The 21,109-nt window shown below is 41.0% G+C and carries 21 protein-coding genes and 5 tRNA genes; 1 reads left to right on the plus strand and 25 read right to left on the minus strand.

Going from position 1 to position 21,109, the window contains the following annotated elements:
- Positions 1-175: 175 nt before the first annotated feature.
- From rlmH to JOC54_RS20700, 24 genes are all read right to left on the minus strand, one after another.
- Positions 176-655: a 23S rRNA (pseudouridine(1915)-N(3))-methyltransferase RlmH gene (rlmH, locus tag JOC54_RS20585; protein WP_204468829.1), complete on the minus strand. Its 480-nt coding sequence runs from the start codon at positions 653-655 to the stop codon at positions 176-178.
- Positions 656-789: 134 nt separating this feature from the next.
- Entirely contained in the window at positions 790-987 is a 198-nt protein-coding gene (locus JOC54_RS20590; protein WP_367617845.1) for a CxxH/CxxC protein, read from the minus strand.
- 61 nt (positions 988-1,048) lie between these two features.
- Positions 1,049-2,266: a S1C family serine protease gene (locus tag JOC54_RS20595; RefSeq protein WP_204468831.1), complete on the minus strand. Its 1,218-nt coding sequence runs from the start codon at positions 2,264-2,266 to the stop codon at positions 1,049-1,051.
- A 199-nt stretch (positions 2,267-2,465) separates the two neighbouring features.
- A complete protein-coding gene (locus JOC54_RS20600) occupies positions 2,466-3,260 on the minus strand; it encodes an MBL fold metallo-hydrolase (RefSeq protein WP_204468833.1) in 795 nt (264 codons plus the stop codon).
- Positions 3,261-3,285: 25 nt separating this feature from the next.
- Positions 3,286-4,188 (minus strand): two-component system regulatory protein YycI, encoded by a 903-nt coding sequence (locus tag JOC54_RS20605; RefSeq protein ID WP_204468835.1) that lies wholly within the window; start codon positions 4,186-4,188, stop codon positions 3,286-3,288.
- Positions 4,185-5,519, minus strand: coding sequence for a YycH family regulatory protein (locus JOC54_RS20610; protein ID WP_204468837.1), 1,335 nt, complete (start codon positions 5,517-5,519; stop codon positions 4,185-4,187). Before JOC54_RS20610 ends, JOC54_RS20605 begins: the two co-directional genes overlap by 4 nt.
- On the minus strand, positions 5,516-7,357 hold the full coding sequence (walK, locus tag JOC54_RS20615) for a cell wall metabolism sensor histidine kinase WalK (RefSeq protein WP_035419437.1): 1,842 nt from the start codon (positions 7,355-7,357) through the stop codon (positions 5,516-5,518). Before walK ends, JOC54_RS20610 begins: the two co-directional genes overlap by 4 nt.
- Positions 7,358-8,071 (minus strand): response regulator YycF, encoded by a 714-nt coding sequence (yycF, locus tag JOC54_RS20620; RefSeq protein WP_204468839.1) that lies wholly within the window; start codon positions 8,069-8,071, stop codon positions 7,358-7,360.
- Between the two features lie 227 nt (positions 8,072-8,298).
- Positions 8,299-8,371: transfer RNA gene (locus JOC54_RS20625), tRNA-Thr, on the minus strand.
- Positions 8,372-8,374: 3 nt separating this feature from the next.
- A tRNA-Phe gene (locus JOC54_RS20630) sits at positions 8,375-8,450 on the minus strand.
- A 22-nt stretch (positions 8,451-8,472) separates the two neighbouring features.
- Positions 8,473-8,549, minus strand: a tRNA-Asp gene (locus JOC54_RS20635).
- Positions 8,550-8,574: 25 nt separating this feature from the next.
- Positions 8,575-8,646: transfer RNA gene (locus JOC54_RS20640), tRNA-Glu, on the minus strand.
- Positions 8,647-8,656: 10 nt separating this feature from the next.
- Positions 8,657-8,732: transfer RNA gene (locus JOC54_RS20645), tRNA-Lys, on the minus strand.
- Between the two features lie 209 nt (positions 8,733-8,941).
- The gene (locus JOC54_RS20650; RefSeq protein WP_035419435.1) at positions 8,942-10,228 is read right to left on the minus strand and encodes an adenylosuccinate synthase; all 1,287 of its coding nucleotides are present in this window, start codon (positions 10,226-10,228) and stop codon (positions 8,942-8,944) included.
- Positions 10,229-10,346: 118 nt separating this feature from the next.
- Positions 10,347-11,708, minus strand: a complete 1,362-nt coding sequence (gene dnaB, locus JOC54_RS20655) for a replicative DNA helicase (RefSeq protein WP_035419433.1) — start codon at positions 11,706-11,708, stop codon at positions 10,347-10,349.
- A 68-nt stretch (positions 11,709-11,776) separates the two neighbouring features.
- Positions 11,777-12,220: a 50S ribosomal protein L9 gene (rplI, locus tag JOC54_RS20660; protein ID WP_204468842.1), complete on the minus strand. Its 444-nt coding sequence runs from the start codon at positions 12,218-12,220 to the stop codon at positions 11,777-11,779.
- Position 12,221: 1 nt separating this feature from the next.
- Positions 12,222-14,186, minus strand: coding sequence for a DHH family phosphoesterase (locus JOC54_RS20665; RefSeq protein WP_204468844.1), 1,965 nt, complete (start codon positions 14,184-14,186; stop codon positions 12,222-12,224).
- Positions 14,187-14,215: 29 nt separating this feature from the next.
- Positions 14,216-15,151 (minus strand): DUF2232 domain-containing protein, encoded by a 936-nt coding sequence (locus tag JOC54_RS20670; protein ID WP_204468846.1) that lies wholly within the window; start codon positions 15,149-15,151, stop codon positions 14,216-14,218.
- A gap of 186 nt (positions 15,152-15,337) precedes the next feature.
- Positions 15,338-15,571: a 30S ribosomal protein S18 gene (gene rpsR / locus JOC54_RS20675; RefSeq protein WP_035419429.1), complete on the minus strand. Its 234-nt coding sequence runs from the start codon at positions 15,569-15,571 to the stop codon at positions 15,338-15,340.
- Between the two features lie 26 nt (positions 15,572-15,597).
- On the minus strand, positions 15,598-16,098 hold the full coding sequence (ssb, locus tag JOC54_RS20680; protein WP_035419428.1) for a single-stranded DNA-binding protein: 501 nt from the start codon (positions 16,096-16,098) through the stop codon (positions 15,598-15,600).
- Between the two features lie 38 nt (positions 16,099-16,136).
- Positions 16,137-16,424, minus strand: a complete 288-nt coding sequence (gene rpsF, locus JOC54_RS20685; RefSeq protein WP_035419426.1) for a 30S ribosomal protein S6 — start codon at positions 16,422-16,424, stop codon at positions 16,137-16,139.
- Positions 16,425-16,808: 384 nt separating this feature from the next.
- Entirely contained in the window at positions 16,809-17,909 is a 1,101-nt protein-coding gene (gene ychF, locus JOC54_RS20690) for a redox-regulated ATPase YchF (RefSeq protein WP_054793897.1), read from the minus strand.
- A gap of 35 nt (positions 17,910-17,944) precedes the next feature.
- Positions 17,945-18,139 (minus strand): DUF951 domain-containing protein, encoded by a 195-nt coding sequence (locus JOC54_RS20695; protein ID WP_035419425.1) that lies wholly within the window; start codon positions 18,137-18,139, stop codon positions 17,945-17,947.
- A 64-nt stretch (positions 18,140-18,203) separates the two neighbouring features.
- Positions 18,204-19,232, minus strand: coding sequence for a YkvI family membrane protein (locus JOC54_RS20700; protein ID WP_035440437.1), 1,029 nt, complete (start codon positions 19,230-19,232; stop codon positions 18,204-18,206).
- A gap of 87 nt (positions 19,233-19,319) precedes the next feature.
- Here JOC54_RS20700 and yyaC point away from each other — a divergent pair, with 87 nt between their 5' ends.
- On the plus strand, positions 19,320-19,937 hold the full coding sequence (gene yyaC, locus JOC54_RS20705) for a spore protease YyaC (RefSeq protein WP_204468848.1): 618 nt from the start codon (positions 19,320-19,322) through the stop codon (positions 19,935-19,937).
- On the opposite strand, the gene JOC54_RS20710 is transcribed toward yyaC, so the two are convergent.
- Positions 19,934-21,082, minus strand: coding sequence for an aminotransferase class V-fold PLP-dependent enzyme (locus JOC54_RS20710; RefSeq protein ID WP_204468851.1), 1,149 nt, complete (start codon positions 21,080-21,082; stop codon positions 19,934-19,936). The genes yyaC and JOC54_RS20710 overlap by 4 nt on opposite strands.
- Positions 21,083-21,109: the final 27 nt, after the last annotated feature.

A 21,109-nucleotide genomic window follows, 5' to 3' on the forward strand; every position in this document is an offset into this window, starting at 1 on the left:
ATTTTTTCAAAGAGAGTTTTAAATGGTAAACATAGTCGGTACTGAATTAAACTGTTTTCTGAACTGCCTGTGCTATTTTCTTCTTTGCAATAAACTTTTTAACTAGTAAAGTGGAAGACCCTCTATAGTATAGAAAAGCACATTACATTGTGCCTTTCCTTTCCCACAACCTCATTTACTTATGGTACGGTTCACCGCGCATAATCCGAAAACTCCTATAAACCTGCTCCAGCAAAACGAGCTTCATAAGCTGGTGAGGGAACGTCATCTTAGAAAATGACAGCAGTTCATCTGCTCGAGCATAAACTTCGTCCGATAATCCGAGCGATCCGCCAATAACGAAAGCAATTTTACTTTTACCGTATGTACCGAGCTGCTCGATGTTCTTGGCCAGTTGCTCACTCGTCTTCATTTTTCCTTCTATCGCTAGGGCGATGACATACGTATCTGCATCAATTTTTGCAAGGATCCGTTCTCCTTCTTTCTTCTTTACAATGCGCATGTCTTCTTCGCTTAAATGCTCGGGCGCTTTTTCATCCGCTACTTCGATCTCATGAATTTTTGCGTAAGCTCCGAGCCGTTTTTTGTACTCGTCCATTCCTTGCCTTAAATATTTCTCTTTTAATTTGCCGACCGTGATTAATGAAATATTCACCTGTGTATAACCTCCTTTCTGCTTTTTATTTATGAATGCAGTTACATTGTTTATCCACGGGGATAATTTATGTTATTCCGTTAGTTTATTTTATCCACATAACTTATCCACATATCAACAGTGTATATATCTAACTATTTAGTTAGTGTGTATATTGCTGTTTGCTCACAGTATGAGCAGTTTTTTTCTTCTTTGTACTTTTCCACAATCGGTGCTGTTTCCCATTCGTCAACAGCGACATCCAGGGCTAGTTCTATATGTTCTTCGCATGCAAATATCATTGTATCTTCCTTTCTTGATTCATCAGCCATTATAGCATTTCTCTTATCCACAGTGAATATCTCCTTTCACATAAAAAAATAGCCTTCTGCATCAGCAGAAGGCTATTTGGTATTATGCGTCAGGCTGTTCTGTCAAAGTAACATCAACCGTTTCTTGATTGCCATCGCGGTAAAGCGTGACCGAAATGGTATCACCAACAGAGTTATTTGAATATAATGCTCTTCTTAGGTCTTGGGAATTCTCAATTGCTTCTCCGTCAATTTCCACAATCACATCACGTTCTTGAATTGCTGCGTCAGCGGCCGCACTACCTGGAGAAACACCGATAACAACAATGCCGTCCGTGACATCTTCAGGTAAATTCAATGAGTCTTGTAGCGCTGCGCTCGGTAGTTCATTTATATTGCGAAGCGTAATGCCCAAGGTAGGTCTACGAACCTCACCAAACTCCTCTAAATCTGAGATTACAGGCTGAACAATTGCAGATGGGATCGCAAAGCCTAAGCCCTCGGCTACTCCAGCAATTTTCATCGAATTAATACCAATGACTTCACCATTCATATTAATCAGCGCACCGCCGCTATTACCTGGATTAATGGCTGCATCCGTTTGAATGACTTCCGCATTCCAGTCCGCTTGACCGTTACCTGTTGTATCCACAGGAATGCTTCTCTCTGTTGCGCTAATAATTCCTTGCGTTACGCTACCAGCAAATTCTAACCCAAGCGGGTTTCCGATTGCAAGCGCTGGTTCACCGACGTTTAAATCATCGGAATTACCGAACGTGGCAACCGTATCAACATGTTCATTATCAATTTGAAGTACAGCTAGATCGGTTAATTCATCTTCACCAACAACATCGGCTGTTACGCGCGTACCATCCGTTAATGCGACTTCTACTTCTGAAGCTCCTTCAATAACGTGCTGGTTTGTCACGATAAAGGCTGAATCACCTTCTTGCCTATAAATCACACCGGAACCTGTTCCTGTTTCACTTGTATCACCAGAACCGAACATATCCATCTGTTGCAAGTTAATAACGCCTACAACAGCATCAGACACTTCATTTACAATATCCGTTACGGCTGAATTGACATCCAAATTTATGACGTTTGAAGCCGTTTCCTCTGTTGGTGGTGTTGAATTCGCACCGTTATCTTCTGATGGCTGGTCATCAAATCCAAGACTCGACATAATCGGAGAGGCAATCAACATAAGTGATGCACCAATTATTGCCCCACCAAAGGCTGATAATCCTGCTACTTTTCCTGAGTTACTTGATTGTTTTGGTTCTTTATAACGAGAATCTTGATTATCATAATAGCCCATTTAATAACCCCTTCCTTCTCTAACCGTTCTGCTTTATTTTCCTATAGTATACCGATTTTCAAGGCAACGAATAGGTCTAAACGCACATTTCAAACATTTTAGATGTTCTTGCAACAATTGTTTAGAAAAAAGCTTAAATCGTGGTAAAAAAACAAAATAGCGTTGCTCTTTACGTATTTATTTACGTTTTTCTTTGTTTTTAAACCACAGAAAGAGCGGTGGGTTGATTTGGGTCTGTATCATAGATTTGGATTGACTCGCCAACACGGTGACCTTCTTGCTCAAGCACTTGCTTTACCGTCATTCGTGCGAGGTCCTTCATATTGTTATCCAAGCTTAAATGAGCGAGATAAACATCAACTTGTTTATCTTGAATCACATCGCCAAGAGCAAGCGCAGCATCTTCATTAGACACATGACCAAGATCGCTCAGAATACGCCGCTTTACGTTCCAAGGGTATCGCCCAACCCTGAGCATATTTAAATCATGATTTGATTCAAATACGTACGAATCAGCGCCCTCTATTGTCTTCTTAATTCGTTCACTAACGTAACCCATATCGGTTGCAAGTACGAGCTTTCTTCCTCCTTGACGGAAGCAGTAGAACATTGGATCAGCTGCATCATGAGAGACGCCGAATGATTCGACCTCAATGTCGCCAAACTGCTTAACCGTGTCTTGATCGAACTCAAACTTTTGCTCAATAGATAATTGACCAAGCTGTTGTTCCATCGCGTTCCACGTTTTTTTATTCGCATAGATTGGTAGCTGATGCTTTCGGGCAAAAATACCTACCCCTTTTATATGATCACTATGTTCATGAGTAACAAGCAATGCATCAATCTGCTTCGGATCTCGGTCGATCTTCTTAAAAAGCTCGTCCATCTTCTTTCCTGTTAAACCTGCATCAACCAATATGCGTTGTGATGCCGTTTCGACGTACATCGCGTTTCCCGTGCTTCCACTGGCAAGCACGCTGAACCGCATACTCATCTTAGTTCCCCCTTGCTAGAAACCCTCATTCATCAATCTGAAGGTCAAATTCCTCTTCTGGAGTGGCACTTTCTATTCCTGGTTCTTCCTCCTCCAGCTCTTCTTCTATTGAAGACTCATCTGGATACCACTGATGCTGCTCCATTAAAATAGCATTCACTAAGTAGATTCGAATGTCTTCTTCCTCTGCGAAATCCGTTGTCCGATCAACCGTCACTGCCCACATCGGTGAGAAGAAGCGCGGTGTTTGGTCCGCTAGGCTGTAGTAGCCAAATTCAATATTTATTACATCGTTGTTCGTACTAATATAATGGTTATCCAGCAATACTTCTACTGCCGTCATATACGAAACAATTTCTCGTTCTTCTGGGTTTGGCTCATATGCGAAATGTCGCTGTTGATAGCCAATAATTTCATCTTCATCATTTAACTGAATGATGAGTGGTTCCTGTTCATTTACCGAGGTCTCTATTTGTTCATAAACTTGATTAAAATAAAGGTAATTGTCTTCACGCTCTAAGAACACATAATCCTGACCATTTAAGACGTTCTGTGATAAAAACATAGCGAATGATTGATCATTTGCCTCTTCGAGCGCTTCATCAACGTTAATCGGTTCATCAAACACAGACTGAATTGTAGTACCAGATGGGCTTATTTCAAATTCTTGATTCGGCAAGACCTCAAGCTCTTCTTCCGTAAATAGGGATAACCCACCTTCAAGCACGACCCCTCTAGCACCAGTCGTATTTACTTCTTGATCAGGAAGCGTAATATTATTTACCTCAAGTCGCTCCATAATGCCCTGTGCCTGTTCAATGCTTTGCAGCTGCCCTTCTCTTATTTTGTCAACAAACTGCCACCCTAAAAACACATTCAGCATCAGAAACGTTACAATGAAAATCGATTTTGTGCGGCTCCAGTTCATGAAGGAATCTCCTCATCTAATGGAACACGCTTCCATTCGCCATCGCTTTCGTAATACCAGGTAGGTTCAAAGGTAGCGTAGCTCGTATTCTCCATGTTTGCTCGATAAACCAGCTGGACATTCGTCACAGATTCCTCCCATTCGGTCGAGTTTGCTTGTTTAATCGCTTCAACTGCAACTTCACCTGAAGGCATTGACTTTTCATAGTCCTGTAGCGGGTTATCTTCTAAGAAAAATAGTGGTCTTTGCAAATTAACGACTTGTGTACCAACCCGAGATAAGGAGATTCTCATTCGGTCATTATTTGGCATGCCCCGTTCAAATACAGGTAAGCCATTTAATTGCATTCGAAACTCTATCGTTTCACCGGTTTCTTTTGATGCCCAGTTACTTAATGCATAATCATCCGTCCAAGCTCCAGTATAATTAATAAATTCAACAGCGACATCCAAGATATGGCGACTGCTGGATTCCGGTGATTCCGCCACAAACGGATAGCTGTAATTCAAATACGTAATAAGGCTATCAATTGTCACAATCCGGCTTCCATCTGTATATAAGTTCTCGCCATTTAGCTGATTTTGTCTCGGGACATCCGTGCTATTAAAAAGTCTTTGATTAATTATAGATATCTCCATATCTTCATACTTTCTAATTAGATATTGTGAATAGGAGGGAACAACCTGCCGTTCTGTTGAGACATAGATTCGCTCACGCAGCAGCATTTGATTTGTATCGATTTCTTTAGCAATTATGGCGTTTAACTCCCCATCCGCATCATCTTTATAAAGATGTTCCTCTAACAGATCAGCTGAAATAGAAGTGCGTAACGTTACTACTTGCTCCTGTTGATTTGAAGCCATTTGCACATTTACTTGATCTGTATCCGAACTGATATAAAAGAAGAGCCGGTCAACTTCATTAATGGTAGACGTATTAAACTCACCTTCAAATGCCCTTAACAAATAGGAGACAGGAATGTGATCAGGAAACGACACCTCAATACCTTCGCTCGCCAGCACATCCTCTGTTCCAACTGATTCAATCAACTCATGGTTTGTAAATTCGCGCAGCAAATTCTCGTATCTCTCCGATGTTTTCTCAATAAGAGAATACGTATTAGCGCCTTGATGCAATACAACTTGATCGGGTTTAATAAGTTGGATCGGATCAAGTTCTTCGCCAATAGTATCATCTGCTTGAACACTTTCACTCTGCTCACTTTCTAAGGCCTGCATATTCGGTTGGTACGTCCAAAGCTGATAGGTTAAGAACAGACTAAGCCCAATTAAGGAGATCAACGAGACTGTTTTTAATTGTTCATAACTCACACTTTTCCTCCTTTAAACGTTGAATAAGGCAAGGTGACATAAATGGTCGTTCCTTCGTTATACTCGCTATGCACCCAAATTTCTCCGTCATGAGCTTGAACATATTCCCTCGCAATGGCCAAACCAAGCCCTGTTCCTCCAACATTGCGCGCACGTGCTTTATCAACTCGATAAAAGCGTTCAAATATACGCTCCTGTGACTCAGGGGGGATGCCCATTCCTTCATCAGCGATACTAATTCGTGCCTTGTTTCCTTGATGAAGTAACGTGACTGTGACGTTGCCACCTGATGGCGAATACTTAATCGCATTCGAGATAATATTGTCTAACACCTGCGTTAATTTATCGGCATCAAGCTTGGCATAGGTTGGTTGCTTAACGATATGACGGTGGAAATAGATGTTTTTATCTTTCACGATCATTTCAAACCGCTCAACAATGCTATGGACAAACGCTCCTAATTCAACCCACTGCATGTCCAATCGATAGTCTTTTGAATCGATCTTTGACAGCTGCAATAAATCATTGACTAAGCGTATCATCCGATCCGTTTCTTTCTGCGTTACATTTAGAAAGTGTGGTGCAATTTCCTCATCAGTCATTGCCCCGTCAGCAAGCGCTTCAAGATAGCTTTTCATCGTCGTTAAAGGAGTTCGTAATTCATGCGAGACGTTAGCAACAAACTCCCGTCGTTCGCCTTCAATTTTTTCTTTTTCCGTCACATCATGAAGAACGGTTATAAGTCCGTTAATCGGGCCGTCGTCTTCTTGTATTGCTGAGAAATTCGCTTCAATGACATTGTGATGGTCAGCCTCACTGTAGTCGAGCAATACCGGCTCATCTTTCTCATACAAATCATAGATACTGGTTGATTCCTCAATTTGCAATACCTTGACAATTGGTTTACGTAAAACATGCTTGAGCGAAATTCCTAACAATTCTTCCGCTCTTCGATTCATTAAAATAATTAAGCCGCTTTGATCCGTCGCGATCACCCCGTCGGTCATATGCGTTAGAACCGAGCGCAGACGTTTTTGTTCACGGTCCCGCATCAATGTCGTATCATGGAGTTTATTTGTCAGCTCATTAAACGACATCGCCAGCTGTCCAAGTTCATCGGTACTGTATACATGCACCTGCCTTGAGAAGTCACCATGTCCCATACGCAAGGCTTGGCGCCTCATATCAAGGATGGGAGCGGTAATCGTTCTTGCGACTAAAATAATGACAATAAACGTTACAAATAAAGCGATCGATGTCGCCGTTATAAAGATGGAATTTATCGCTTGCGCTTGATCCGTTACATCTTCAATGGAAGCTTCAATATAGACGGCTCCACGAATTTCTCCTGTTCCATCTCCTCCATCTGCGCGAATCGGCTGTGCAATGACAATATAACGTTCTTGATTTTGTTCATTAAAGCGCTCGTCATGCTGAGGCGATCCCCCGGTTATTGCCCGTCTCACAATTGTTTGATCGGTCTGCTGTCCAATAATATTACGGTCACTATCTGCTGAGCTTGCTAACACTTCAAAGTTTGGTCCAATTACCTGCGCTTTTCCGAATCTTGTATTCTCATCATTAGCAGGGAATGCATTGCGTACAAGGATATCGAAGTTTGCAGGATCTGTTTCTTCATCCATAAATTCTTGCCCCGCACTCGACGTCAAGATGTTTAAGCGGTCATGTAGAACCGTTTCATAGTTATCTCGCAAACTTCGTTCAAGCTCTTGTGAAAAATAAAAGCTAACGATTTGCATGGCAAGCACAATAAGCAAAATATAGATGATAATCAGTTTAAAACGTATGGACTTAAAAAATCCGACGTTTCGTTCCATCTAGCGATCTCCTTGATTTTCCGGTGGTGCTAAAAAGTATCCGACTCCTCGTCTGGTCATAATCCAAGCAGGGTAACTTGGATTATCCTCTACTTTTTCACGTAAACGTCTAACGGTTACATCTACCGTTCGCACATCGCCGAAATAGTCATAACCCCAAACGGCTTGAAGCAAATGTTCTCTTGTCATAACTTGTCCTAGATGCTTCCCGAGGTAATGAATTAACTCAAATTCACGATGCGTTAAATCAACAGCTTCTCCTCGTTTTTTCACTTGATAGGCGTCTGGATGGATCGACAAGTCTCCAACCGAAATTTCTTTTGTTGTTGAGTTGTTTTCTTCAACAGCAGCTTGTTGACGGCGCAAGTTCGCTTTTACTCGTGCAAGTAGCTCTCTTGTACTGAACGGTTTCGTCACGTAATCATCCGCTCCAAGCTCTAAGCCTAGCACTTTATCAATCTCAGAATCTTTGGCTGTCAGCATAATAATCGGCAGATCATATTGCTTACGGACTTCGCGACATACTTCCATTCCATCTTTAAAAGGAAGCATGATATCAAGCAACATTAAATCCGGTTTGCGCTCCTTCACTCGCTCTAAAGCCTCGTTTCCATCATAAGCGCAAGTGACGTCAAACCCTTCTTTTTCAAGATTAAATTTCAATATATCCGCAATCGGTTTTTCATCGTCTACTACTAAGATATATTTATCCATGTGAACCTCCTAGATATCGGTGTCATTTCATTTATTTAATGTATCTATTGTATGGCGGACTGAACAAAACATCAGCCTAGGCTGATGCTTCCTCTCCAAGCAAAACAAATCATTCCCTGGGGAATAATCGCTACACACTGCTTGTCTTATTAGTTTAACACAAACATGCAAAACACAAAGGAAATACAAAAAAGAACTTTATGCATACACATAAAGTTCTTTCACTATGCCGACCAGAGGACTTGAACCCCCAACCTACTGATTACAAGTCAGTTGCTCTACCAATTGAGCTAGATCGGCAAATGGTGGCTCAGGACGGAATCGAACCGCCGACACACGGATTTTCAGTCCGTTGCTCTACCAACTGAGCTACTGAGCCATACATACATAATTAAAATAAATGGCGGTCCGGACGGGACTCGAACCCGCGACCTCCTGCGTGACAGGCAGGCATTCTAACCAACTGAACTACCGGACCATTAAAGTATGTATTTATATAAAAGTGACCCGTACGGGATTCGAACCCGTGATACCGCCGTGAAAGGGCGGTGTCTTAACCACTTGACCAACGGGCCACTGTAAAAATGGTGAGCCATGAAGGATTCGAACCTTCGACCCTCTGATTAAAAGTCAGATGCTCTACCAACTGAGCTAATGGCTCAAATAAAAAACTGAGCAGACGGTGCAAGAAGCAAACCGTATTTCACCATATTCTCTCGGCGACAAGATTTATAATAACACATATAAATCAACGATGCAATTACTTTTTTAAAAATATTTTTCAAAAGGGAATAATCGCTTAAGACCAGTCTCTAGCATACTTAAAAGAACTGGAAAACGCAAGCTATTCTTACGTTTTCCTTCTAGTTGTTATGCAAATACACCACGTACTAAGTTTGTTTGATTACGATCTGGTCCGACAGAAAAAACCGTTAATGGAATACCCGTCAGTTGACAGACACGCTCAATGTAAGTGCGTGCGTTTTCTGGCAAGTCATGAAGATTTTTCACACCTGTGATATCTTCTTCCCAACCTGGAAGTTCTTCATAAACGGGTTCACACTCAGCTAAAACGTTCAAGCTAGCCGGGAATTCATCAAGAATTTCACCTTTGTAACGATAGCTTGTACATATCTTAAGAGTTTTAATCCCGGTAAGGACATCAATTGAGTTTAATGATAAATCGGTAATTCCGCTAACACGACGCGCATGACGCACAACTACGCTATCGAACCAGCCGACACGGCGTGGTCTACCTGTAGTAGTCCCATATTCACGACCGATTTCACGAATCTGATCGCCAATCTCATCATGAAGTTCTGTTGGGAATGGACCGTCTCCTACTCTTGTTGTGTATGCTTTTGACACACCAACAACATGATGGATTTTTGATGGTCCTACACCTGAACCGATCGTCACTCCTCCAGCAATTGGGTTAGATGACGTCACAAACGGATATGTTCCTTGATCAATATCAAGCATAACGCCTTGAGCGCCTTCAAATAGCACGCGACGGCCATCATCAAGTGCGTCATTTAATACAACCGATGTATCAACAACATACTTAGCAACCTGTTGTCCGTATTCAAAATACTCTTCAACAATATCATCCGCTGAGAAACCGTCTGTTTCATAATATTTCTCAAATAAGCGGTTCTTCTCTTTTAAAACGCTATCGACTTTCATTTTAAATGTATCTTTTTCAAGTAAATCAGCGATTCGAATTCCAATTCGAGCTGCTTTATCCATGTAAGCAGGGCCAATTCCCTTTTTAGTTGTTCCAATTTTATTCGCACCTTTACGCTCTTCTTCCACCACATCAAGCTTGATATGATAAGGCAGAATGACGTGTGCACGATTTGAAATACGTAAGTTACTTGTATCTACATTACGTTCATGTAAATATGCAAGTTCTTCAACAAGCGCTTTTGGATCAATAACCATCCCATTTCCGATCACACAAGTCTTATCTTTATAGAAAATACCTGAAGGGATTAAATGTAACTTGTACTTCTTTCCGTCAAATACAATCGTGTGACCAGCATTATTTCCACCTTGATAGCGGGCAACTACTTCTGCTTTCTCTGATAAGTAGTCCGTGATTTTTCCTTTTCCTTCATCGCCCCACTGGGTTCCAACTACAACGACTGAAGACATCGCCTGCACCTCCGCTTTCTTTAAAAACCATAGTAAGTATAGCAGTTCGTCTATTGCTAGTCAATTAAATCCGAACGTTATTTATTATAAAAACTGTATCATTCGTTATAAAAGCGAATTAGTAAGGTGGAGCAGCACTTTCATCATGACGACGATCCAAATTTACGAATTTGTTGTATTCTTTTACGAAAGCTAATTCGACCGTACCAACAGGACCATTTCGCTGCTTGGCAATAATGATTTCAATAATGTTTTTGTTCTCAGACTCTTTGTCATAGTAATCATCGCGGTATAAGAAGGCTACGATATCCGCATCCTGCTCAATACTCCCTGATTCACGGATATCGGACATCATTGGACGTTTGTCCTGCCGAGACTCAACCCCACGCGAAAGCTGAGACAAAGCGATAACAGGGACCTCAAGTTCTCTTGCGATCGCTTTAAGCGTTCTCGAGATCTCCGACACTTCCTGCTGCCGGTTCTCTCCACCCCGTCCGTTTCCTTGAATAAGCTGAAGATAATCAATTAAAATCATACCTAAGCCTTTATCTTGCTTTAATCGTCTGCACTTCGCTCGAATATCGCCAACTTTTACACCAGGCGTATCATCAATATAAATACCTGCCTTTGAGAGAGACCCCATTGCCATTGATAGCTTTTGCCAATCTTCCTCTTCTAATGCCCCAGTTCTCATGCGCTGGGCATCAATGTTGCCCTCAGCACACAACATCCTGGTCACAAGCTGACTAGCACCCATCTCAAGAGAAAAGATCGCGACGTTCTCATCTGTTTTTGTCGCAACATTCTGGGCAATATTAAGGGCAAACGCTGTTTTACCAACCGAGGGACGTGCTGCAACAATAATTAAATCGTTTCGCTGGAATCCAGCTGTCATTGTATCAAGCTCAGAAAATCCAGTTGCAATACCGGTAATTTCTCCACGCGTTTGTTGGAGGATTTCAATACGATCATATGTCTCAAGTAGGACGTCTTTTATCGCCACAAAATTGCTTGTGTTTTTTTGCTGAGCAACCTCGAGAATCGTTTTTTCAGCTTGATCGAGGATTGAATCCACTTCTTCTTCGCTCGCATAACCTTCTTTAACGATATCCGAGGCAACGCGAATGAGTCTCCGTAGAAGCGCTTTTTCCTCAACAATTCGACTATAATATTCAATATTTGAAGCTGTTGGAACAGAGTCCGCCAAATCAGATAAGTAAGCAACCCCACCAATTTCATCTAACCATTTGCGACTTTGCAATTCAGATGTAACGGTAACTAAATCAACAGGTTCTCCTTTTTCTCCAATATCAAGCATCACTTCATAAATGCGCTGATGGCTCGCTCGATAGAAGTCTAGCGGCATTAGCTTTTCACTAGCAGTTGTTAACGCATGATCTGCTAAAAAAATAGCCCCGAGCACCGCTTGTTCAGCTTCAATATTCTGTGGTGGCGTCCGGTCGTTAAGAAGGTCACTCATACGACATACTCCTTTTTGGTTGATAACGGAAAGGAAGCTGACTCATTCTTGAGCCAGCTTCATCCAGTCTACACTTCTTTTACATGTACATTTACAATAGCTGTCACGTCTGAATGAATTTTTATCGGCACCTTTGTATAGCCTAGCGAACGAATTGGGTCATCCAGTTGAATTTTGCGCTTGTCGATTTTTTTTACTTCTTTTGCAAGTGCTTCAGCAATTTGCTTTGTTGAAACGGCACCAAATAAGCGGCCACCCTCACCTGCTTTTGCAGGAATTGTAATCGTAATTTTTTCAAGCTCTTCCTTGAATGCTTTTGCTTCATCTAGTTCAGCCTGCACTTTTTTCTCATTGCTTTTCTTCTGAGCTTCTAGATCTTTTACATTACCTGTTGTTGCTTCTTTAGCGAGATTGTTTGGCAACAGATAGTTACGTGCATACCCTTCTGCTACGTTTTTCGTTTCGCCTTTTTTGCCTTTTCCTTTAACGTCTTGTATGAAAATAACTCTCATGTTAAGCCCCTCCTTCAAATCCTTCATCAATGGCATGCTCAAGCTGTTCTTGCGCATCTTGTAGAGACAGATCTTCAAGCTGCGTCGCTGCATTGGATAAATGTCCTCCGCCACCAAGGCGTTCCATAATAACTTGTACGTTCACGTCACCTAATGACCTTGCACTCACACCAACACGCTCATCCGCTCGCCGGCACACGACAAACGATGCTTTAACGCCACTCATTGTCAATAAGGTGTCAGCCGCTTGAGCAATAATAATTTGATCGTATGCCTCTTCATCTCCAGCAATGGCAATTGCATAACCTTCACGATGAACATAGGCATTTTCCATTAGCTTAGCACGCTTTACATAGCTAGCCAAGTCTTCCTTAAGCAGCTTTTGTACAAGCGCGGTATCCGCTCCATTTGCTCGTAGAAAGGAAGCTGCGTCAAACGTCCTCGCCCCGGTTCGAACCGCAAAACTTTTCGTGTCCACCGTAATTCCAGCCAGAAGCGCTGTTGCTTCGAGACGATCCATCTTAAATTGCATCGGCTGATACTCTAAGAGCTCCGTTACTAGCTCAGCTGTAGATGACGCATACGGCTCCATATAAACAAGAACCGGATCATGAACAAAGTCCTCACTGCGACGATGGTGATCCAGCACAATGATGCGGTCAACCATTTGTAACAGCTTTGGTTCGATAACGAGAGACGGTTTATGTGTATCAACAACAATCAGCAGTGTCTCTTTATCAGCTAGTTGCAATGCCTCTTCCGGCGAAATAAATTGATTCCATAAGTGATCATGCTGCTTCACTTCTTCAAGCAAACGTTGAACATCCGCATTCGTATCTTCCTGGTCAAGCACAATAAACCCTTCTCGATCATTCAGATCAGCAATCTTCATCACGCCTAGAGAAGCACCAATCGCATCCATATCCGGACGCTTATGCCCCATGACAATGACACGCTCACTTTCTTTAACAAAATCACGCAGGGCATGAGAAATGACGCGCGCCCTCACACGTGTACGCTTTTCGACAGCATTCGTTTTTCCGCCATAGAAGCGAACACGACCATTTTTCTTTTTGATCGCCACTTGGTCACCACCGCGCCCCAGTGCTAAATCAAGACTTGATTGTGCTAACAATCCGAGCTGTTTAAGCGACGTTTCTTCCGTACCAACACCAATACTTAAAGTAATTGGCACCTTCTCTTTAGCGGTAATCTCACGGATATCGTCTAATAGTTCAAAGCGATTTTCCTCAAGCAAAAGCAATGTTTTGTGATTCATAACAGCAAGAAAGCGATCGGACGATGTTCGCCTTAAGAATATATCGTAATCACTTGCCCAGTTTGTTAAGGCCGTTGTTACTTGAGCGAGCAAACGACTTCGAATTTGATCTTCCAAGCTTTGCGTAACCTCATCATAGTTATCTAGATAAATATGGGCCACGACCGGCAACATATGGTCATAGCGCATTTGCGTTTTTTCTTTATCTGTCACATCTACAATATATAAAAGACGTTCATTTCGTTCAAACGTAAAGTAATAATAAGATGACTCAAATGACAACGTTTCATGTGAAACATCATCTTCAATTAACGCAGGTAACTCTTCATGAAGAGCATCAATTTTCTCCCCTGCTAAACCAGTACCGAACCGTTCATAAACAAATGGGTTTGCCCACTGTATGACCCGGTGATCATCATATAATACAATACCAATTGGCAGTTTTGAGATTGCCTCTTCACTCGCCTTATTTACGCGGTAAGACAACGTTGAGATATACATATTTAAATGTTTATCATATCGTTTTTGGGCTTTTGCATATAAAACAAGCCATACAACCAGTAATACACCTAAAATAGCTCCAATTTCCCACTGGTTATACGTCACCCATCCAGTTAAACCTACTCCGACGATAAAGAGGATGACGACATAAAACTGATGCCACCACGGTTTATTCCAATTAGGCATTTTGTCATCTCCTAGTCTTTTTTACTAATTTATACCTTAAACCGATCACGGAATCTGAAAAGCATATCAAATGCACCCATTAACCGAACAACAAATACAAATAAAGGCAACGTAAGTAAAATAAGGACGATCATAATCATCGAGATGATCCTTACAGCTTTATGCGTTTTTTTGAAATGCATATAAGTCAGTAAAAAAGAGAGCCCTTGTAATACAAGGAGTATGCTCGTGACATAAAAACCTGTATCAGATACGGTCCCCATATAAGAACCTGATTCAAACGGCATAATCATTAAGAACCAAAAAAGAAAATACATGATCAGGACTGCTTTTGGGAACTCCCACTCACGAAACGGAGGTAACTTATTATAGTCTAATCCAACCCGATTAAAGAGAAGTGCAGAACTTCCATGCATGATAAACGCATACGCTGTTGCGAAAATCAGCATTAAAAACACCATTAATTGTTCAAGCATTTCAAGACTTGTTTCAATAAATGCATCATCGTAGACATCAAGCCCAAACGCCTGTGCCAATTGCTGAGATTCCATTAATGATTCACGCGTTACTTTTAAAATAGATACATCATGAATGAGAGCTAACAGTACATAGCCCATCGCAACTAATACAAATGAAACGACAATTGTCACTGTTAAACGCTCAACAGCAGATTTTTTCTTGAATTGATAATAGCCAATAGTAAAACCAATGGCAACAAAACCGAGTGGTAGAAAAAACAAACCTGTTAATAAAGCAGATAGTAAAGCCGTCATGATTCCAGCACTACTACTCAGAACAATACCAGGTTTCAGACCGTATACTGCAGTTATATAAACAATTGGTAATGGCATCGCAACGAGTGCTAGCATATTTAATAATGGAATACCGGATATAAATAGGATGTAAAGACCGATAAATATAACTCCATTTAATATACTCTGAGAAACAACTTTGTTTCCTTCCAAAAACTCACCTCTTCTTAAAACACTGTGTCTGTCATTTTTCCACAGTCCATCTCTATTTTATCTTAAATGCGGAGAAAGTAAAAGCAAGGCTCATTAAAAACAATTTTTAAGAAGTAAGCAATCGGTTGTGCAGATCATAAAAAAAGAAAAAGACACAGTGATATACACCATGTCTTTTATCGTTCTTTAGTTAACATCGTTTACGTAAGGTAGTAAAGCAATTTGACGTGAACGTTTGATTGCTACAGTTAACTTACGTTGGTATTTTGCAGAAGTTCCAGTCACACGACGTGGAAGAATCTTTCCACGCTCTGAGATGAAACGCTTAAGCAAATCAACATCTTTGTAATCGATATGCGTAATTTTGTTTGCAGTGAAGAAACAAACCTTTTTACGCTTCGGACGACCGCGACGTGCCATAGCTAAGCACTCCTTTCACATTTTTATTAGAATGGAAGATCATCATCAGAAATATCAATCGAACCATCATTCGAGAATGGATCGTTATCATAACCGTTTGAGCGATTTGTGTTAGAACCAGAACCTTGGTTCCCACCACTATAACCGCTACCGCTTTGAGATCCTCCTCCAAAACCAGCATTCCCTTGATTTTGGTTGTTTTGGCTATTGCGAGGTTCGAGGAATTGAACGCTTTCTGCAACGATCTCCGTTACAAAAACGCGCTTTCCTTCATTATTGTCGTAACTGCGTGTTTGAACGCGACCATCAACACCTGCAAGACTTCCTTTTTTCAAGAAGTTAGCAACGTTCTCAGCTGGTTTGCGCCATACAACACAGTTAATGAAGTCAGCTTCCCGTTCACCTTGCTGATTTGAAAACGGACGATTGACAGCTAATGTAAAATTAGCAACGGCAACTCCGTTAGGTGTGAATCGCAATTCAGGGTCACGCGTTAAGCGCCCAACAAGAACAACACGGTTTAACAATGCGATCCCTCCAGCCTTAACTTGTTTATTTTAAACCATTATTTTTCGTCTTTTGTTACTAATACACGGATTACATTATCGTTGATTTTAATCAAACGATTGAATTCGTTAATCGCTTCTGTGTTAGCTTGTACGCTAAGTAAAACGTAGAAACCATCTTTGAAATCATTGATTTCATAAGCTAAACGTTTTTTACCGATCTCGTCAACCTTTAAGACTTCAGCACCGTTATCAGTGAGAACTTTGTTGTAGCGCTCAACGATTTCCTTGTTTGCTGCTTCTTCTAGGTTTGGAGCGATAATGTACATAATTTCGTACTTACGCATTCCAGTCACCTCCTCTTGGTCTAAGCGGCTCCATTTATAAATAGAGCAAGGAGCAAAAATCAATTTACTCACATCATATGATTATATCAGCTTCTCTATCATTGATCAAGCATCAATTCAAACCACCTACCTTTAAGAAAGAGTTTGTTCTGGAAAATTGAGAATGAGGAAAGTACGTTGAAGAAAATCTTGGGGTTACCTAATACATACTACATAAGACAATGAAATTCCTTTCGCTATAAAAAACGATTTTTCGACAATTCCTCTTACTGCTCCATCTAGAAATCTTTAAACCTTAAGCGAATTAAGACTGCCTGCAATCTTAGTTCCTTTCATAAAAATAAGCTGCTGAGAATAAAAGATTCTCAACAGCTTAATCGTTCTCTATACATTAAAACGGAAGTGAATTACATCTCCATCTTTAACGATATAATCTTTTCCTTCTAAACGAACACGGCCACGTTCCTTAGCAACAACCATATTCCCTGCATCAACTAAATCATCATAGGATACCGTCTCTGCACGAATAAAACCCCGCTCAAAGTCAGTATGAATAATCCCTGCTGCTTGAGGCGCTTTTGTACCGTGACGATACGTCCACGCGCGAACTTCCTGCTCTCCAGCAGTAAAGTATGTCTCTAAGCCAAGCAACGAGTATGCAGCGCGAATAAGCTGATCTAAACCAGACTCTTCAATGCCTAGCTCTTCAAGGAACATCTCTTTCTCTTCCCCTTCAAGCTCAGCAATTTCAGCTTCAATTTTTGCACAGATGACAATGACATCGCTACCCTCAGCAGCAGCGAATTCTTTCACTTGCTGTACATACTCATTATCACCATCTGAGACTAGATCATCTTCAGAAACGTTTGCAACATACAGGACTGGTTTGCTTGTAAGCAAATGCAGCTGTTTGACAATTTTCATTTGCTCTTCATCAAAATCAATGCTTCGCGCAGGTTTTTCGTTTTCAAATGTTTCTTTTAACTGTTCAAGAACAGGTAGCTCTGCGACAGCTTCTTTATCTCTTGATTTAGCAAGCTTAGCTACGCGGCCAATCCGCTTATCAACCGATTCTAAATCTGCCAAGATCAATTCCAGATTAATGACTTCAATGTCATGTAAAGGGTTGACTCCGCCTGATACATGCGTGATGTTATCATCAGCAAAACAGCGCACAACGTGGGAAATCGCATCAACTTGTCTTATATGCGACAAGAACTTATTACCAAGACCTTCCCCCTTGCTAGCACCTTCCACAATTCCAGCAATATCCGTAAACTCAAATGCAGTTGGAATTGTTTTTTTCGGATTAACGAGCTCCGTTAATTTATCCAAACGCGCATCTGGCACTTCTACAATTCCAACATTTGGATCTATCGTACAGAAAGGATAGTTGGCTGATTCTGCACCAGCCTGTGTGATTGCATTAAACAATGTTGATTTCCCGACATTCGGTAAACCAACAATTCCAGTTGTTAAAGCCACTTCCGGTCACGTCCTTTTATTAAAAAAAATGAATTCTATTCTTCTGATGCAAGTACTTTTTTTAGTTTTTTTGAAAAGTCCCGACGCGGTAACAGTACACTATGTTGACAGCCCAAGCACTTTATCCGTACATCCATGCCCATGCGAATAATTTTCCAGCGATTATCTCCACAAGGATGAGGCTTCTTCATTTCAACCACATCATGTAGCGCAAACTCCTTCTCGGCCACTCTCTTCGTCCTCCTCGGGGTCTTCTGCTTGTATTATACACGAACATGTCCACGCTTTGTAGTATCAATGTTTTTCCTTTGCTCCCGGGTGTTTTAAAATTGGGTATAGAAGCAACGCAGCTAGTATATACAAATTCAATACTCCATATAGCGGGTACAAAATAGAAATTAACGTGGAGAAACCGAACATCGTCATCGGTGCCATTAATGAAACAAGCAGCAATGCAACGAGCCAGGCTGGTCCTTTCAATTTATCTTCCGTACGACTGATTAACCCAAATACGCCCGAAGTAGCCGTGGTATAGATTGCTAACCATAAAACAAGCGACATCGCTAATACCATAACAGATGGATAATGCTTTAAGATTACAAACAATGGAATCTCATAAAAAATGATCTCCTGAGCAACAGAGAGCAAAGATTCATTGTATAAATAAGAAATGATTCCGAGAAGTAGACCACTTCCTACACTTGCAATAACAATTTCTCCTCTTTGTTTAATCTGGTTACCGACCGCTCCCAGTACAGCAATAATAGGCAGGATATTTAGTGATGTAAACGTTAGTGCTGATGGCCAATTATGCTGCAAGTGTACATCAAACGTAAATGTAAACCCTATTGAGGATTCATAAACTAGTAAAACTGTTACTAAACATACAATTAAAACAGGGATTAACATCGCATTCATTTTCGTCATGCCACCTGTCCCTTTTAGGAACATTAACACAACTAGCACACTATTTATAACGATTCCGAGCCAAAAGGGGATTTGATACACTTCTAAGGTTGCTCCAGCTCCAGCAAGCATAATAACAGTAACTGAAAATAAATAGAAAATAATCATAATATCATAGGCTTTTGCCAATCGTTTGCCTAGTACTCTCTCAAGTACAGGTAAGTAATGGCTTGTCTTTTCTTTTTTTGCGATTGTTAAAATAACTGCACAGCTGATTGAAAACAAGAATGAAAAAAGAACAATAGCTAGTCCGCTTTCAGCGCCAAAAAACTCCCACAGTTCCCTACCTGATGCATATCCTGCACCCATAATTGTTCCCACGATAAGAAACATCCACTTAAGTCCATTTCCCCACATCTTCGTCACCCTCATATTTTCTCCGGCATGTATAGATTGTTTGAAAATCTACTATACTGTTACTACTATGGAAAAGGAGACTAGAATATGAATAGAAACCTATGGCCTTTCAAAAAAAGATCTTCTTATCGCTTCCATGTTGAGCATGAACAGTTAATTGAGAAGCTTAGCGATCATCTGCTCGAATACTGTCGAAAACAAACAGATCGCGAACTAATCGTTGTCTGTATTGGCACTGATCGATCAACAGGTGATGCGCTTGGCCCTTTACTGGGTACGATGCTAGCGACGACACCACTAAACTGGTTTCATGTATATGGAACTCTAGCTGAACCTATTCACGCAATAAATCTAGTTGAACGCTTAAACGCAATCCAGATTCTCCACCCAGATGCCTACATCATTGCCGTCGATGCCTGTCTCGGAAAAAGTTCAAATGTTGGTTATCTTGCTTTATCAGAAGGTGCTATAAAGCCAGGAGCTGCCATGGGAAAAGATTTGCAAGAAGTTGGCGACCTCTCTTTAACCGGTATCGTCAATGTTGGCGGCATGATGGATTTCTATATGCTGCAAAGTACACGCCTTCATGTTGTAATGGATATGGCAGAAAAAATGAACCAAGTCATTCAGCAAGTGGATGATCAATTAAGTCAACTTTTCACTTCTTTTCCGACAAAACAAAGAAGCGTCTTAAGTCAAACTTAGAACGCTTCTGCAATTTCTTCTATTGCCATGGCCAATTGCTCGACATCCTTCATAGTCGTATACGGACCAAAACTTACACGGATCAGTCCTTCTGATAATGTCCCATACCATTCATGAAGTTTTGGGGCACAGTGTAAACCAGAACGAACCGCAATTTGATAATGTTGATCAAGAATAATAGCAACTTCTTGACTACTAATGCCAGCAATCGTAAAGGATAAGACCGCTACTTTATTCGTTGATTTTTCCGAACCAAAGAGTGTGACCGCCTGAATCTTATTAAGCCTCTCCGTAAAATAATGAAGCAGCTTGTTTTCATGCTCATAGATTACCTGTAGTCCACCTATACTCTCCAATTCATTAATACCTTCAATTAAGCCAGCAAGCCCCGGTGTATTTAATGTTCCCGCTTCATAGCGCTCTGGCCATTGCTCTGGTTGGTAAGGCAGCTCTGAGAAATGACCTGTACCTCCATGAGTTAAAGGCTTCAGCTGATAATCATCTTTTACAGCTAGAATTCCCGTTCCTTGTGGCCCTAAGAGCCCTTTATGACCAGGACAAGCAATCATATCAATACCATCTCTAACGAGCTCAATATTAACAATTCCAGCAGTCTGTGAAGCATCGACTAGCAGCACGGCATTTACTTCTTTTGCCCGTTTGGCTATTCCTTCTAATGGAATAATTTCACCTGTTACATTAGATGCATGATTAATGACAACTAAGGACGTTTTGTTCGTCATAAACGAGATAACCTCTTGGGCTGTTTTAGCACCCGTTTTTCCACCCGCAGAGCAAATCGTTAAATCGTACTGATTTTTCACATGATGTAATGGACGTAAAACTGAATTATGTTCAAAATGAGTCGTGACGACTTCATCTTTTTCATTAAATGGAAAGCCTAGTATTGCTTGATTTAATGCATACGTTGCATTCGGGTAAAACCAAATGTGCTTTGAACTAGGTGCTCCAAATAACGAAGCAACTTTCGTTCTTGCTTTTTCAACAATATCTGCTGCTTTTTGTGATAGCTGGTGCCCCCCTCTGCCAGGATTTGCACCAAATTCTACAACAGCTCTTTGCATTGCTTCCCCTACAGCAACCGGTTTAGGGAATGAGGTTGCCGCATGATCAAAATACAACAAGGTATTAACTCCTTTCAAAAAAAGAAG

The organism is Shouchella xiaoxiensis, from assembly GCF_016907895.1.
Lineage (GTDB): Bacteria > Bacillota > Bacilli > Bacillales > Bacillaceae_D > Shouchella > Shouchella xiaoxiensis.

What these genes read in the sequence shown, in the direction of transcription:
- JOC54_RS20595 (WP_204468831.1), bottom strand. Translation starts at nt 2,266, where the DNA reads ATGGGCTATTATGATAATCAAGATTCTCGTTATAAAGAACCAAAACAA.
- JOC54_RS20600 (WP_204468833.1), bottom strand. Translation starts at nt 3,260, where the DNA reads ATGAGTATGCGGTTCAGCGTGCTTGCCAGTGGAAGCACGGGAAACGCG.
- JOC54_RS20605 (WP_204468835.1), bottom strand. Translation starts at nt 4,188, where the DNA reads ATGAACTGGAGCCGCACAAAATCGATTTTCATTGTAACGTTTCTGATG.
- walK (WP_035419437.1), bottom strand. Translation starts at nt 7,357, where the DNA reads ATGGAACGAAACGTCGGATTTTTTAAGTCCATACGTTTTAAACTGATT.
- yycF (WP_204468839.1), bottom strand. Translation starts at nt 8,071, where the DNA reads ATGGATAAATATATCTTAGTAGTAGACGATGAAAAACCGATTGCGGAT.
- JOC54_RS20650 (WP_035419435.1), bottom strand. Translation starts at nt 10,228, where the DNA reads ATGTCTTCAGTCGTTGTAGTTGGAACCCAGTGGGGCGATGAAGGAAAA.
- dnaB (WP_035419433.1), bottom strand. Translation starts at nt 11,708, where the DNA reads ATGAGTGACCTTCTTAACGACCGGACGCCACCACAGAATATTGAAGCT.
- rplI (WP_204468842.1), bottom strand. Translation starts at nt 12,220, where the DNA reads ATGAGAGTTATTTTCATACAAGACGTTAAAGGAAAAGGCAAAAAAGGC.
- JOC54_RS20665 (WP_204468844.1), bottom strand. Translation starts at nt 14,186, where the DNA reads ATGCCTAATTGGAATAAACCGTGGTGGCATCAGTTTTATGTCGTCATC.
- rpsR (WP_035419429.1), bottom strand. Translation starts at nt 15,571, where the DNA reads ATGGCACGTCGCGGTCGTCCGAAGCGTAAAAAGGTTTGTTTCTTCACT.
- rpsF (WP_035419426.1), bottom strand. Translation starts at nt 16,424, where the DNA reads ATGCGTAAGTACGAAATTATGTACATTATCGCTCCAAACCTAGAAGAA.
- JOC54_RS20700 (WP_035440437.1), bottom strand. Translation starts at nt 19,232, where the DNA reads ATGTGGGGAAATGGACTTAAGTGGATGTTTCTTATCGTGGGAACAATT.
- yyaC (WP_204468848.1), top strand. Translation starts at nt 19,320, where the DNA reads ATGAATAGAAACCTATGGCCTTTCAAAAAAAGATCTTCTTATCGCTTC.